A 14,413-nucleotide genomic window follows, 5' to 3' on the forward strand; every position below is an offset into this window, starting at 1 on the left:
ACCGACCTCGGCGAAGCTGAGGAGATTCTCAGTGCGAACTACACGAGACTGCACTTCGGAGCTGAGCCAGAGCGCATACCCGCACCTGGCTGAAACGCTCGCCGTTCGGTTCGATGGCTTTCGACGAGCTTCGCTACAACTACAGCTTCAGCTACGAAGGCGAACCGATGGATGGCTTCGTCTTGACCCGCGTTCGGTCAGGCACCTTCGTTCACCGGCCGCCTGGCGGCGACGTGGATGTGTGCTGCGCTGGGACGGCGACGGCCATCGCGTGGCGGGAAAGCACTCCGTTGAGGGGCGAGATTCAAAACGGCCACTTCGACACGGTCATCCTCGACAGGACCCTCCTGGATACCGTGGCTATGGCAGGACCGCGAGCGGGTAGCCCTGCGACGGTCCGACTCACCGGCTGCATGCCGGTATCGCCGATGGCCAACAAACAGATGACCGACACGATCGGCTACATCGTCGGGGATGTGGTGAATAATCCCGACGCCGCGCGAAGCCCGCTGCTAGTTGGCGCAGTGACGCACCTTCTCGCCGCGACCTTGCTGGCAACCTTCCCCAGCACCGCCCTGCTGGAACCCACGATCGAAGACCGCCGTGACACCACGCCCATCCTGCTGCGGCGCGCCATCGCCTTTATCGACGACAACGCCCACCTCGATATTTCCCTCAACGACATTGCACGCCACATCTATGTGACCCCACGTGCGTTGCAGGTGATGTTCCGCAAGCATCGCGACTGCACGCCAACGGAATACCTGCGGAGGGTGAGGCTGCACTACGCCCACCAAGACCTCGTAGTCGGCAACCACTTGAAGAACACGGTCACCCAGATCGCCACCCGCTGGGGCTTCCATCATGTCGGCCGGTTCTCGGTGTACTACCGCGAGCAATACGGCCAGAGCCCCCACCAAACTCTGCGCGGCTGAAGGTTCGGCGCCAGGGCAGAGCGCGGTGACGCGGACCCGGCGTTGGGTCACACCAGTGCGACGTGTCGTTTGAGGAAGTCGATCTGGTCGGTGACGATCCCGTCGAAGTGCGGGTCCAGGTACGGCTCGAAGTGCGCGCAGTCATAGGAGCGCACTTCACCGCGGGGGATGCGGGCCACGATCTTCTTGGCTTTGGCGTAGGGAGTGACGTCGTCACGTCTGGCTAGCTGCACCAGGGTCGGCGCGGTGATGTTTGCGACCTTGCGTCCCGGTGAGTAGAACGGGATCCGCAACACGATGCGGGCGGCGACGTCGTTCTCGGCGAGTAGTTCCTCGCGTTTGTCCCCGGCCATCCGTTCGACGAGCTCGGCGGCCCCCGCGGAGGTCATCATCGCGACGTCCCCTGGGTAGCCAATCGCTGCTGTTCGGTAGGGCGGTCGCCCGAGCCATGCGCCGACTTGATCGCGCAGGCCCGCGAGGATCAACCGCGCTACCAGTTTCGGGGATTGGGAAAAGGTCGAGGCTGGGCCGCTGACGTGGGGGACTTGGACGATGGCGGCCGCGAGATCGTGGTCGTGCGCAGCCAAGTTGAGAACGTGGCCACCGCCGAAGGAGGAACCCCATCCCACCACCCGGGCGGTGTCGACGTTGTCGAGGTTTCGGGCGTAGGCGATCGCGGCCCGCCAGTCGGCGTGCTGCTTCGCGATGTCCAGGATGCGGCGGGGTTGTCCTTCGCTGGCACCCCAGTGCCGGTAGTCGAACACCAGGGCGGCATAACCCGCCTGGGCGAATCGCGCGGCGTAGGCGTCCAGACGCAATTCGCGGAAGGCGGCAAACCCGTGGGCCAGTACGACGATGGGCGGATTCTCCACGCCTTCGGGTCGGTACAGCCACGCCGCGCAAGGCGTGCCTTCGGACATAAAGGTCACGTCGTGCCGGACGTAGCTAAGTGGTTGGTCCATGGTCCTGGCCTCCGTCGGGTATCTTGAATGCCGTTCAACAAAAACTAACAAGTTCTTGAATGGCGTTCAACATAGTGTGATCCAGTCGATGTAGAGGGAACGATGGCACGCAACAAACGCCCGCAGGCCGCCGACGAGAAGCGAGCAGAAATTGTCGCGGCAGCACGACGGCTGTTCATCGACGCTGGTTACGACGCCACCCCGATGAGTCGCCTGGCCAAGGAAGCCGGGGTGGCACCCAACACCATCTACTGGTACTTCGGGGATAAGGACGACGTGCTGATCGCTGTGCTCGACTCCGTCATGGCCGACATCTGGCCGCAGTACCAACAGGTGGCGACCGAACCGATCCCCGCTCGAGTGCTGTGGGTGGTTCGCCAGTTACGACAGATGAGCCGCCTGGTGACGACGGTGCACGCTCGCGTCGAACATTCGGCCTCCATCGCGGAGTGGCATCACAACTTCCATCTGATCACCGGGAGCATGTTCCGTCACGAATTGGAAACTGCGGGAGTCTCGACGTCGACTGTGGAAGCCGAGGTGATGATCGGCATCTTCACCGTCGAAGGACTCCTGATGCACGACCTGGATGAGACCGAGCAGCGCACCATTTGCGACACCCTGGCTTCACGCTGGACTATGACCCAGCCGCACCCTTCCTGAGCAGGGGAAGTTGAGCTCGTCGCCGATCAAGTACACCAACAAGCTTCGGTTCCGGCGGACCGTGACCGGGGCGGCATGCGTCATCCACCCTGGCGCTGGATGGCATGGCTTCGTATGGTGGGTAATGATTCAGTCGGCTCAGCAAGATGCCGTGGCAAACGTCTCCTGCCCGAAAGCCGGCGCTATGTTCAAACTTCTGCTCGACACCACTGACCTCGGCGAGGCCGAGGCCGTGCTGAGCGCCAATTACTCGAAGACACGAATCGACAAGATCACCAACGGCGATGAGCCATCGGTGCGCATCCGGCGGGCTCACGTCGGGTCGATCGGTGTCGAGGCCGTCGACTATGGCTGCGCCATCCGGTATCACATGGACCCGCCCGGCAAGATCCTGCTTTGCCGGGTGGTCTCGGGCGGGATGGAACACCTGTCGCCCGATCGTCCGGGGTCTTCGGTCAACCGCGGTGAGGTCGCGGCGGTGGGTGCGATCGAGGGGTTTTGCTACGCCGGACGGTTCGAACGCGGTCACTATGAGCAGCTCGTCATCGAACCGGGCCTGCTGACTAAGTTCGTGGGCGACCCCGGCAGCGCCGGTCCCGTACGCCTGACGGGAACGATGCCGATATCACCGCAGGCCAACAGGCACTTGTTCGAGACCATCGGTTACGTCGGCCGGGTCGCGGCCAGTCGCTACGCCTACGAAAGCCCTTTCATAATCTCCGGACTGGAGCGACTAGTCGCAAGGACGCTGCTGGCGACGCTGCCGCACACCGCGCGGCTGGAACCGACCACCGAAGACCGCAACGACAGCACCCCGTTGTTGCTTCGTCGCGCGATCGCCTACATCGACGACAACGCGCACACCGACCTGTCCCTGACCGATATCGCCGAAGCGGTGTACGTGACGCCGCGGGCGTTGCAGTACATGTTCCGCAAGCACCAGCAGTGCACTCCGATGGAGTACTTACGCCGGGTCCGTCTGCATCACGCTCATCTCGAGCTGGTGGCTGGGTACCGTCCCGGTTGCACGGTGGCGCACGTCGCGCGGCGTTGGGGATTCGGACACCTCGGACGGTTCTCCGTCTATTACCGGCAGAACTACGGCAAGAGCCCGCACGTCACGTTGCGCGAATGATTCAACTGATCGAGAACAGCTCCGGCACAATCGGTTTGGTGACATACGTGCGGGTACCCGAGGACACGGCCAGCACGATCCGGTGATTTTCGGCCCCGTTGTGGCTGTCGCCGGCGGCGGCGAAGTGGTGCGCATGCTGCAGTTCGGTGAGGAAGACGGCGCTGCCGTCCGGCGGGATGTCGTGGGGAACGTCGTCCCCGGCGATCGGTTTCTCGATCGGCACCAGTGACGTGCCGTCGGGTTCGGAGCGGATCGCCCAACCGCTCACGTGCAACGGGGCCCGTCCGGCGTTGACCACTTTGACCCCGATGATGAGCGGAACGTCCTCGACCAGCTCGGCGGCGTTGCGCAGGAATTCCCGGACGTCGCTGCTGGCGTCGTTGGTGACCAGCCCGTCGGGCGTCAGCCTGCCGATGACCGGCGTGAGTTTCGGACGCGGTCCTTGCCGCCGGACAGCGACCAGCTGCCAACCCAGCGATGCCACCGCGAGCACGGTGCCGATCAGCCCGAGCACGAAACCCGCGACACTCATTGGACGCCCCCAGCTTTGGCCATGAGGACCACGCTACTGGTCCTCGGCCGCGGCGGTCCCAGGCTCACTCGGGCTTGGCGGCGGTGACGAACTGCAGCACCCGTTGCGTCTGCTGCTCGACATCCACCAGGCCTGCCGACGCGAACAGGTCGACGAACGCCTGCCCGTCGAACATCGTCAGCCCGATCACGCGTGCTGTGGTGTGCAAGGCGAAGCTGATCGGCTGCGGCTGGCCGCCGTAGCTGGTCAGGATGGCGATCCGCCCGCCCGGCTGCAGCACCCGCACCATCTCGCGGGCCACCCGGAAGGGGTCGGGGATCAGATACAGCGCACCGAAACAGCAGACGGCGTCGAAGGTTTCGTCGTCGAACGGAAGCTCACGGGCGTCGCCGCGGACGAAGCAGGTGCGGGGGCCGCTGTTGTCCTGCACAGCGCGACTCAGCATCGGCTCGGAGATGTCGAAGCCGACCGCGAGGCTGCCGGTGGTCATTTGAGCCGCCAGCGGCGCGGTGAAGTTGCCTGGGCCGCAAGCGACATCGAGCAATCGCTTCGCTCCGCGCAAATGCAGAGAGGTCGCCGCGCGACGCTGCTCGGCGCCGGTGGTGACGCCGCTGGCGAGATAGAAGGACGTCGGTCGCCACAGCCGTTCGTAGACGGTGGCGACCAGCGGGCTGTTCATGGCCAGTTGCGCGAACGTCGGTACCGGCGCCGACGTCGACTCGCCCAACACGTCGAGGTAGCCCTGACGCAGCGCGGCGGGCTTGTTGAGCAGGCTCCGCGTCAGCTCGAGCCGATCCTGGTTTTCGATCATCGTCGGTCACGCCTCCCTCGACCAGGCTAGTGCCCGTCCTTGCCGCGATAGCAGCCTGGCACCTAACGTGAGCCGTAGCCTGGTCGCAGCAGACCGCGGAGGGATGGCCGATTTGACCGGCGTGGGGGCGCACGAACTCGCGGGAATGGACATCTTCCGGGGATGCCCCATCGAGGATTTGCTGCCGTTGGCGTCCCACCTCGCCCCGCTGCGCGCTCCGGCCGGTCAGGTGCTGATGCGCCAGGGGGAGCATGCGGTGTCGTTCCTGCTGATCGCGTCCGGCAGCGCCGAGGTCATGCACGTCGGCGACGACGACGCGGTGATCGCCGAGTTGGCGGTTCCCGGCATGCTGGTCGGCGAAATCGCTTTGCTGCGCGACATTCCGCGCACGGCCACGATCACGACGCTGGAACCGCTGACCGGGTGGATCGGCGGCAAGGACGCGCTGACCGAGATGGTGCAGATCCCCGGGATCACCGACCGGCTGGTCCGCACCGTGCGTCAGCGCCTCGCCGCGTTCATCACCCCGATTCCGGTTCGGCTCCGAGACGGCTCTGAGCTGATGCTGCGACCGGTCCTGCCCGGCGACAGCGAACGCACCGTGCACGGGCACGTCCATTTCTCCAGCGAGACCATCTATCGGCGGTTCATGTCGGCGCGGGTGCCGAGCCTGGCGATGATGCAGTACCTGGCCGAGGTCGATTACGTCGACCACTTCGTGTGGGTCATGGTCGACGGCAGCGACCCGGTGGCCGACGCCCGTTTCGTGCGCGACGAGCAGGATCCGACGGTCGCCGAGATCGCGTTCACCGTTGCCGACGCGTATCAGGGACGCGGGATCGGAACCTTTCTGCTCGACGCGCTGTCCGTGGCCGCCCGCGTGGACGGCGTCGAAAGGTTTTCTGCGCGAATGCTTTCCGACAATGTGCCGATGCGCCGCATCATGGACCGCACCGGCGCGATCTGGCAGCGCGAGGATGTCGGAGTCATCACCACGATGATCGACGTGCCCCACAAACTCAGCCTGGACCGCAAGATGACGGAGCGGATCAAGCAGGTCGCCCGCCAGGTCATCGATGTGGTCAGCTGAGTCAGAACGCCATTCGCCGCGGGGTGAACCTGGCAGTGACGTTGCCGATCAGCGACTGGTCGTAAGGGTCGACCGCGCACGTCGGCGCGCCTTCGCTGAAGTCGAGATCGTCGAGCTCGATCCAGATCACATTCGGACTGGTGGTGAGTTCGAAGAAGTAATACCGGTGGGTGAGATCGGTGACGGTGCGGTATTCGGTGTTGTAGATCCCGAATTCGCCGTAGGGCGCTCCGAACGGCACCGAGACGTTGCGCATGATCGCCATCACGCCGGCGACCCCCTGGCGGGTGGTTTCGGGCTCGGGCAGCAGCGCCAGGTAGTAGGCGGCCCGCTGGAAGCGGTCGACGGGATTGACGTTGCCGGGTAACGGCATGTCCCGGCTGGGGTGGGAGAAGTCTTGGTGCGACAGCAGTTTGAGTTGTTCGTCGTAGGCCGGATCGTTGGTCATCAGGGTGTATTGGCGGCCGTGGTGCACGACCATGCGGCCGTGGTCGAACTCGATGATCGCTGAATCCCCCGAGGCGTCCTCGAGGGCCAGGTGCAGCGTCGCCTCGCGCCCGCGGGCGCCGACCATCACCAACTGGATCTCATCCATCAAGTCCAGCGCCTCGGCGACGGTGGCCGCCTCGTCAAGCAGATATTGCGTCCACAGACCGGTGTGCAACCCCGGCTTCGCCGGGTCGCGCGGGCCGACATCGGTGGATTTCAAGTACAGCGCATGTGCGGCCAGGCCACGCTCGTTGACGCCGGCCACGGTGCCGATACCGTAGACGGTCGTCACCAGGCTGCCGTACCGGCTCGTCCAGCGTTTCGCGTTCTCGGCGACGACAGTCTGACCGGCCAGCGAGCCGCCGTCGCGTCGGATTCCGCGCGGAAACGCGACGATCAACGGCTCGGTGGACTCCGGCCAGTCCATGCTGCGACCGGCCAGCACTGGGTGGCCGTCGGTATTCCACAGGACTCGCGTGCACACGATCGCCAACCTACCCGACCGCCGTGATATCAACGTTCATGCGGCCGTTGTGGATTGGCCTCGCGCTGGTCATGCTGACCGCTGCCTGCGGTCGATCCCAGCCGCCGGCGCCGCCGTCGTCCTCGTCGTCGTCGACAGTGCGCACCGCTGCGGTCAACCCGGCCAACATCAGGCGGGTGGCCCGCGAGCTGCCAGCCGGCTACGAGGTGTCCCAGGTTCCGCGCGCACCGTCGCCCGCGGCGATCTGGGGCCTCGGCGGCGACACCACGGCCAATCCAGCGGAGTGCAGGACGCTGGCCGATCCCGCGGCCGGATCCGACCCGGCCGCCCAGGGCGTGTCCGGGTCGGGTTCGGGCGGCATCGTGGACGCGGTCGTCGTGGCGTTGCCGGCGGACCGAGTGTCGTTGGACCGCAACGTCGTAACGAGTTGCGCGCACTGGGACCTGAGCGCGGGCCGCACGATTGTCAGTGTCGGACTCCTCGACGCGCCGCACATCGACGGGGCGCAAACCGTCGGCATGGTCGCAGACATCCGCGCGGCGGTCGAATCCGGCAGCGAAATCGATTCGCGGGCATACACATTCGGTGCGTACCTGGGTGAATTCTATGTATTCACCACGCTGACCAACGACCCGGGTTCGATGCTGGCGCCGCTGCCGGCTCAGTACGCGGCCGATCTGTTGGTCAAAACCGTGTCGGCGTTGCGCGGTTGAGCGAACCGGGTTGGGTAGATTGGCCACGGTGTTCAAGGTCGTGCTCGCCCTCGGTCCGGTGTGCGTGCTCATGGGCTGCTCCTCGGGCGCGGATTCCTCGCAGCCGGCCACGGGCGACATCGCCAAGATCACCGGGGTCAAGTCCAGCTTCGGGCCCGAATTCAAGGTCACCGAGGTGGCCCCCCGCGCCATCGACCCCCAGTTCTTCGCCGGCCGCAAGCTGCCCGAGGGGCTGACTTTCGACCCGCCGAGCTGCGCCAAAGCTGCCGTCGGGCCGGACATGCCGCCAGGGTTGCAGGGCAACATGGCGGCGATTTCGGCCGAAGGCAACGGGAACCGGTTCGTGGCGATGGCAGTCGAGACCTCCAAGGAACTGCCGGTCAACGATCCGGGCAAGGACTGCGCGAAAGTCGGTTTTGCCGGTGCGCAACTGCGGGGCGCCATCGAGGTGATCGACGCCCCGCACATCGACGGGGTGCACACCCAGGCCGTGCACCGGGTGCTGCAACAGCTGGTCGACGGCGGCGCCCGAACCGGCGAACTCTACGACTACGCCGCCCAGTTCGGCGATTACCAGGTGATCGTGATCGCCAATCCGCTGGTGGTACCCGGGCAGCCGCTGGCCAAGGTCGACACCGAGCGCGCCCGTGACCTGCTGGTGAAAGCGGTTGCCGCCGTTCGCGGTTAACGCACGTTGCGCGGGCGGAACTGGATGCTCACCCGAGGACCTGCCGACGCCGACGTCTTGGGAACCGCATGCTCCCAGGTGCGTTGGCACGATCCGCCCATCACCAGCAGATCGCCGTGCGCCAGCGGCAATCGCAGCGACGGCCCGCCGCCGCGCCGCCGCATCGCGAACGTACGGGTCGCGCCCAGGCTGACGATCGCCACCATGGTGTCCTCGGAGCTGCTGCGACCGATGGTGTCGCCGTGCCAGGCCACGCTGTCGTTGCCGTCGCGGTAACAGCACAACCCGACGCTGGTGAACGGCTCGCCCAGTTCGCCGCCGTAGATGTCGTTGAGGCGCCGCCGTAGTCGCGCCAGCTCGGGGTGCGGCGGGTCTTCGACGGTCAGGTCGTGGAAGCTGACCAGCCGAGGCACGTCGACCACCCGGTCGTACATCTGGCGGCGCTCGGCCCGCCACGGCACGCAGGTCAGCAGTTCCCCGAGCAGCTCGTCGCTGCCGCGCAGCCAGTTCGCCCGGACGTCGACGAAAGCGCCGTCGCCGAGGTCTCTGCGCTCGTTGTACTCGAATAGCGAGCCTTGAACCGCGATCGCCACGCTGACGAGTTTATCGCACATCAGTTCGATGACGCGCCGGGCGGGCGGGGCGCGGCTACCGTTTGAGGCGTGGGCGTCACATGGGGGACCGACTCGGAGGTCGGTACGCTGCGGGTCGCGATCCTGCACCGCCCTGGCGACGAACTGCGTCGACTCAACCCGCGCAACAACGACCAGTTGCTCTTCGACGGACTGCCGTGGGTGTCGCGGGCGCAGGACGAACACGATCAGTTCGCCGAGTTGCTGCGGTCGCGCGGCGTGCAGGTGCTGCTGTTGTCCGAACTGCTGACCGAGGCGCTGCAGCACAGCGGCGCTGCCCGGATGCAGGGCGTCGCCGCGGCCGTCGATACGCGCCGGCTCGGAAGTCCGCTGGCACAGTCACTTTCGGCGCACCTGCGCAGCCTGGCGCCCGCGGCGCTGGCTCAGGTGCTGATCGCCGGCATGACCTTCGACGAGCTGCCGCCCGACACCCGTCCCGAGGTCTCGTTGGTGCTGCGCATGCACCACGGCACCGATTTCGTGATCGACCCGCTGCCCAACCTGGTGTTCACCCGAGACTCGTCGATCTGGATCGGGCCGAAGGTGGTGATCCCGTCGCTGGCGCTGCGGGCGCGGGTCCGCGAGGCGTCGCTGACCGACATCATCTATGCCCACCACCCGAGGTTCACCGGGGTACGGCGCGCCTACGAATCGCGCACCGCCCCGGTCGAGGGCGGCGACGTGTTGCTGCTCGCTCCGGGCGTGATAGCGGTGGGGGTGGGGGAGCGGACCACCCCTGCCGGTGCGGAAGCGTTGGCGCGCAGCCTATTCGACGACGACCTCGCGCACACTGTGCTGGCGGTGCCGATCGTCCAGAAGCGCGCGCAGATGCACCTGGATACGGTGTGCACGATGGTCGACGTCGACACGGCGGTGATGTACGCCAACGTCGTCGACACGCTTTCGGCCTTCACCATCACGCGCCGGCCCAACGGTGTGACGATCGGCGACGCGGCGCCGTTCGTCCAGGCGGCGGCCGAGGCGATGGGGATCGACAAGTTGCGCGTCGTCGACACCGGAGGCGATCCTGACGTCGCCGAACGCGAGCAGTGGGACGACGGCAACAACACCTTGGCGTTGGCGCCCGGCGTCGTGGTGGCCTACGAACGCAACGTGGTCACCAACGCCGGCCTGCAGGACGCCGGCGTCGAGGTGCTCACCATCGCCGGCTCGGAGCTGGGGACGGGCCGCGGCGGACCTCGATGCATGTCGTGTCCGGCCGCCCGGGACCCGCTCTGACCGGGCTCGGCACACGGGGCCCGTCACTCTAGCGTGACGCTCGGCGTCGAATGCCACGCTGGCGTGACGCTCGGCGCCAAAGCGCAGGAACGCTAGCGCCAGCTGGGCAACCAGATCTGCATGTCCCAGGTCTGCTGGGAAATCGGCAGACCGGTCAGGATCGGGAACAGCCAGGCGAAGTTGGTCACCACCAACGCCACGTAGCAGGACACCAGGATCAGACCCAGCGTGCGGCGCTCCTTGTGCTGGCCGGGTTGGTGCAGGATGTCGCCGAGGATCAGCGCGATGCCCATCACCAGGAAAGGACCCATCGTCGCCGCGTAGAAGAAATACATCTGCCGGTCGATCTCGGCGAACCATGGCAGCCACCCGGCGCAGTAGCCCACCCACACCACGGCGTAGCGCCAGTCGCGGCGTGCGAACATCCGCCACGAGGCATACACCAGGACCGGCACCGCCAGCCACCACAGCGCCGGGGTGCCGACCAACATCACCGCCTTGACGCAGGACTGGGTACCGCAGCCGGGCACGTTGTTCTGGTCGATGGCATAGAGGACCGGCCGCAACGACATCGGCCAACTCCACGGTTTGGACTCCCACGGGTGGTAGTTGCCCGCCGAGTTCGTCAGCGTGGAATGGAAGTGGAACGCCTTGGTCGTGTACCACCACAAAGAGCGGATGGCGTCGGGCAGCGGCACGACGCTGTGCGGACCTATCGTCTGGCCGACCTGGTGGCGGTCGATTCCCGTCTCGGACGCGAACCACGCCGCGTAGCTGGCCAGATACACGGCGAACGGGATGGCCAACAGCGCGTATGTGGTGGGGACGACGTCGCGGCGCACGGTCCCCAGCCACGGTCGCGGCACCTGGTACTGACGCCGGGCGGCCACGTCGAAGGCCAACGACATGACACCGAAGAACGCGACGAAGTACAGGCCGGACCACTTTGTGCCGCAAGCCAACCCGAGCAATACCCCGGCGCCGAACCGCCACCAACGCACCCCGAGCCGCGGACCCCACACCGTCTGGGCGCAACGTCCTTCGACGAACGCGACGTGCATCCGTTGCCGAACCTGATCGCGGTCGACGATCAGCGCACCGAACGCCGCCACCACGAAGAACGTCAGGATGCCGTCCAGCAGGGCGGTCCGCGCCGTGACAAAGCTGACGCCGTCGCAGATCAGCAGGATCCCGGCGATCGCGCCCACCAGCGTCGAGCGGCTGATCCGGCGCACGATCCGGGTCACCAGCACCACCAGGATCACTCCCAGCAACGCGCCGGTGAACCGCCAGCCGATCCCGCTGTAGCCGAACAGGGCCTCGCCGATCGCGATCAGCTGCTTGCCGACGGGCGGGTGCACCACGAGGCCGAACCCTGGATTGTCTTCCACGCCATGGTTGTTGAGCACCTGCCAGGCCTGCGGGGCGTAGTGCTTCTCGTCGAAGATGGGGGTGCCGGCATCGGTCGGCGAGCCCAGGTTGAGAAAGCGGGTGAACGCGGCGAGGACGGCGATCACCCCGGTGGTGAGCCAGCCGCGAGACCGATCCAGCGGGCCGAAGTCGGCGACCGGAATCGGTGGCGCCGGGCTGGTGAGGGGTGCCGCACGGTCCTCGACGGGGTCCTCCTGCAGGGCGGAGGTTTCTCGGGGCGGGGCGGTCATTACGTCGATCGTAGGCTGTCGGGCATGACCTCTGGGCGACTGTTGCTTGGCGCCACCCCGTTGGGCCAGCCCTCGGATGCCTCGCCACGCCTGATCGAAGCCTTGGCCGACGCCGACGTGGTGGCCGCCGAGGACACCCGCCGCGTGCGCAATCTCGCCAAGGCGCTCGACGTCCAGATCGGCGGCCGGGTGCTGAGTCTGTTCGACCGGGTAGAGGCCACCCGGGTGGGCACCCTGGTCGAAGCCGTCAGCTCCGGAGCCACCGTGCTGGTGGTCAGCGACGCCGGCATGCCGATCATCAGCGACCCCGGCTACCGCCTGACCGCGGCCTGCATCGAAGCCGGACTGCCCGTGCAGTGCCTACCGGGGCCGTCGGCGGTGACCACCGCGCTGGTCGTCTCCGGGCTGCCGGCCGAGAAGTTCTGCTTCGAAGGTTTCGCGCCGCGCAAGGGTTCGGCGCGCCGCAGCTGGTTGGCCTCGCTGGCCGACGAGCGGCGCACCTGTGTGTTCTTCGAGTCGCCGCGCCGGTTGGCTGCCTGCCTGCGCGACGCGGTAGAGCAACTCGGCGGGGCCCGTCAGGCCGCGGTCTGCCGCGAGCTGACCAAGGTGCACGAGGAGGTGGTGCGCGGATCGCTGGAGGAGTTGGCGGCCTGGACGTCAGGCGGCGTGCTGGGCGAGATCACCGTCGTGCTGGCCGGGGCGACCCCGCGCGCCGACCTGTCCGCCCTGGTGACCGAGCTGGTAGTCGAGGTGGAGAACCTGGTCGAGGGCGGCATCCGGATCAAGGACGCGTGCAGCCACGTGGCCGCCGGCTATCCGGAGGTGCGGCCGCGCCAACTCTACGAGGCGGTACTGCAGTCCCGCCGCGACGAGGCCGACGACGAGGTGTAGTCCGGCCCGGTCAGATGCAGGGCCCGAACGGCACGCACAACGGCGGGTGCGGCGGCGGACCGGGCAGGGCCGGCAGCGGCGGCAACGCGGGTAGCGGTGGCAGCGCGGGCAGGGGCGGCAGGCCGGTCGGTATACCAGCCGCGGCCGCCATCGCCGGCAGCGCCGCAGCCAGCACGGCGGGATCCACGTTGGGCAGTCCAGGCACGCCCGCGGCGAGGGCCGGCAGGGCGGCGGCCAGCATCGCCGGGTCCACACCGGGTAGGGCGCCGCCGGCCAGGGCGGGCAGCACCTGGGCCAGCATCGCCGGGTTCAGCGCGGGCAGGGCCGAGGCCAGCGCGGGCAGCGCGGCTGCCAGCATCGCCGGGTCGACGCCGGGGATCGCGGGCAGGCCGGGGATGCCTGCCGTCAGCGCGGGCAGCGCGGCGGCGAGGACGCCCGGGTTCACGCCGGAAAGAGCCGGCAGGCCCGGGATTCCGCCGGCGGAGGCCAGCGCGAGCAGGTCGGTCGGCGACACGGCCGGCAGCCCGGGCAGGGCGTTGGCCGCGAGTGACATCAGGCTCGCCGGCGACACGCCGGGTATTTCGGGCAGGCTCAGGTTGGGCAGACCGCCCGCTCCGGCCAGCCCGATCAAGCCCGCCGGGGAAATGCCCGGCAGCCCGGGCAGGCTCAGGTTGGGCAGGCCCGGAAGACCCAGGGCCGGCAGCGCCGCGGCGGGCAGAGCGGCCGCGGCCGACGGCAACAGCATGTTGGTGACCGAGTTGACCGCGTTCTGCGCCACCGGAAGCAGGCCCGAGGATTGCAGGGTGTTGTAGGCGAGTACGACATAGGTGACCGCCAGCGCACCGGTGGTGACGACGCTGGCCACCGTGTTTCCGACGCCCAGTACGCCGTTGACGACGGCGGACGCGGCGTTCACCCCGTAGGGGACGCCGGCCAGACCGGCCATGCCGCCGGCGTATCCGTACAGGTCGGGGATGCCGGGGACGCCGACACCCGGGATGGGGCCGATGCCGGGCAGGCCGTCGTCGTAGCCCGGCGGCAACGCGGCAGCCGGAGGCAGGGGTGAATTGGCGGCGCTGGATGCGTCGGGCAGCAGGCTGGGGCCGCCGCTGCCGCCGTTCGGGTTGCTGTAGGCGGCAGGTTCCGGGCCGGCGGGGCGCGCCGCAGCTGCCGGTGCCGGGTTCTGCGGCGGGTCAATCACCGACGGCGACACCCTCGGCGCCACCGCGCCGGACGGGTTGCCGGTCTCGGGCATCAGGACCGAGGCGAGCTTGTCGCACTGCTTGCCGGCGGTGCATGTTCCGCCCGAGAGCACCTTGCTCTGGTTCGAGACGGTCAATGGCGCAACCGCCAGCGCGCCACCCAACACGGCGGCAGCCGCAGCGCCAACGATGGCAACTCTCATGACAGACCTTTCGCACCCGCTCGCGTTCTGATGCGCACAACGACACATCGCTGGCTGCAGCTTATGCTCACCCGGCGACACGT

The 14,413-nt window shown here is 67.5% G+C and carries 15 protein-coding genes; 8 read left to right on the forward strand and 7 right to left on the reverse strand.

Annotated features, from left to right (window positions below; all coding sequences use genetic code 11):
* Positions 1-113 precede the first annotated feature (113 nt).
* Positions 114-935, forward strand: a complete 822-nt coding sequence (locus AC5Y47_RS19920) for a helix-turn-helix transcriptional regulator (protein WP_499945977.1) — start codon at positions 114-116, stop codon at positions 933-935.
* Between the two features lie 47 nt (positions 936-982).
* Here the strand turns inward: AC5Y47_RS19920 and AC5Y47_RS19925 are convergent, their stop codons facing one another.
* The gene (locus tag AC5Y47_RS19925) at positions 983-1,897 is read right to left on the reverse strand and encodes an alpha/beta hydrolase (RefSeq protein ID WP_499945978.1); all 915 of its coding nucleotides are present in this window, start codon (positions 1,895-1,897) and stop codon (positions 983-985) included.
* Positions 1,898-1,999: 102 nt separating this feature from the next.
* Here AC5Y47_RS19925 and AC5Y47_RS19930 point away from each other — a divergent pair, with 102 nt between their 5' ends.
* Together AC5Y47_RS19930 and AC5Y47_RS19935 are read left to right on the forward strand one after the other, a co-directional pair.
* On the forward strand, positions 2,000-2,560 hold the full coding sequence (locus tag AC5Y47_RS19930) for a TetR/AcrR family transcriptional regulator (RefSeq protein ID WP_499945979.1): 561 nt from the start codon (positions 2,000-2,002) through the stop codon (positions 2,558-2,560).
* A 184-nt stretch (positions 2,561-2,744) separates the two neighbouring features.
* Positions 2,745-3,695: a helix-turn-helix transcriptional regulator gene (locus AC5Y47_RS19935; RefSeq protein WP_499945980.1), complete on the forward strand. Its 951-nt coding sequence runs from the start codon at positions 2,745-2,747 to the stop codon at positions 3,693-3,695.
* 1 nt (position 3,696) lies between these two features.
* Here the strand turns inward: AC5Y47_RS19935 and AC5Y47_RS19940 are convergent, their stop codons facing one another.
* On the reverse strand, positions 3,697-4,227 hold the full coding sequence (locus AC5Y47_RS19940) for a hypothetical protein (RefSeq protein ID WP_499945981.1): 531 nt from the start codon (positions 4,225-4,227) through the stop codon (positions 3,697-3,699).
* A 64-nt stretch (positions 4,228-4,291) separates the two neighbouring features.
* On the reverse strand, positions 4,292-5,038 hold the full coding sequence (locus tag AC5Y47_RS19945) for a class I SAM-dependent methyltransferase (protein ID WP_499945982.1): 747 nt from the start codon (positions 5,036-5,038) through the stop codon (positions 4,292-4,294).
* 103 nt (positions 5,039-5,141) lie between these two features.
* On the opposite strand from AC5Y47_RS19945, the gene pat reads away from it, so the two are divergent.
* Complete coding sequence (gene pat / locus AC5Y47_RS19950) at positions 5,142-6,128, forward strand: acetyltransferase Pat (RefSeq protein WP_499945983.1); 987 nt, start codon at positions 5,142-5,144, stop codon at positions 6,126-6,128.
* A gap of 1 nt (position 6,129) precedes the next feature.
* Here the strand turns inward: pat and AC5Y47_RS19955 are convergent, their stop codons facing one another.
* Positions 6,130-7,101, reverse strand: a complete 972-nt coding sequence (locus tag AC5Y47_RS19955) for a linear amide C-N hydrolase (RefSeq protein ID WP_499945984.1) — start codon at positions 7,099-7,101, stop codon at positions 6,130-6,132.
* 38 nt (positions 7,102-7,139) lie between these two features.
* Between AC5Y47_RS19955 and AC5Y47_RS19960 the strand changes: the two genes are divergently transcribed.
* Together AC5Y47_RS19960 and AC5Y47_RS19965 are read left to right on the forward strand one after the other, a co-directional pair.
* A complete protein-coding gene (locus tag AC5Y47_RS19960; RefSeq protein WP_499946031.1) occupies positions 7,140-7,814 on the forward strand; it encodes a DUF5642 family protein in 675 nt (224 codons plus the stop codon).
* A gap of 28 nt (positions 7,815-7,842) precedes the next feature.
* The gene (locus tag AC5Y47_RS19965; protein WP_499945985.1) at positions 7,843-8,502 is read left to right on the forward strand and encodes a DUF5642 family protein; all 660 of its coding nucleotides are present in this window, start codon (positions 7,843-7,845) and stop codon (positions 8,500-8,502) included.
* Here AC5Y47_RS19965 and AC5Y47_RS19970 read toward each other — a convergent pair.
* Entirely contained in the window at positions 8,499-9,095 is a 597-nt protein-coding gene (locus AC5Y47_RS19970) for an alpha-ketoglutarate-dependent dioxygenase AlkB family protein (RefSeq protein WP_499945986.1), read from the reverse strand. The two genes, AC5Y47_RS19965 and AC5Y47_RS19970, sit on opposite strands and share 4 nt — an antisense overlap.
* A gap of 69 nt (positions 9,096-9,164) precedes the next feature.
* On the opposite strand from AC5Y47_RS19970, the gene arcA reads away from it, so the two are divergent.
* Positions 9,165-10,373 (forward strand): arginine deiminase, encoded by a 1,209-nt coding sequence (gene arcA / locus AC5Y47_RS19975; protein ID WP_499945987.1) that lies wholly within the window; start codon positions 9,165-9,167, stop codon positions 10,371-10,373.
* 92 nt (positions 10,374-10,465) lie between these two features.
* Here arcA and AC5Y47_RS19980 read toward each other — a convergent pair whose 3' ends face one another.
* Positions 10,466-12,034, reverse strand: coding sequence for a dolichyl-phosphate-mannose--protein mannosyltransferase (locus AC5Y47_RS19980; RefSeq protein WP_499945988.1), 1,569 nt, complete (start codon positions 12,032-12,034; stop codon positions 10,466-10,468).
* A 24-nt stretch (positions 12,035-12,058) separates the two neighbouring features.
* Between AC5Y47_RS19980 and rsmI the strand changes: the two genes are divergently transcribed.
* A complete protein-coding gene (gene rsmI / locus AC5Y47_RS19985) occupies positions 12,059-12,925 on the forward strand; it encodes a 16S rRNA (cytidine(1402)-2'-O)-methyltransferase (protein ID WP_499945989.1) in 867 nt (288 codons plus the stop codon).
* Positions 12,926-12,935: 10 nt separating this feature from the next.
* Here the strand turns inward: rsmI and AC5Y47_RS19990 are convergent, their stop codons facing one another.
* On the reverse strand, positions 12,936-14,330 hold the full coding sequence (locus AC5Y47_RS19990; protein ID WP_499945990.1) for a hypothetical protein: 1,395 nt from the start codon (positions 14,328-14,330) through the stop codon (positions 12,936-12,938).
* Between the last annotated feature and the right edge of the window lie 83 nt (positions 14,331-14,413).

The organism is Mycobacterium sp. NGS22 (assembly GCF_059813095.1).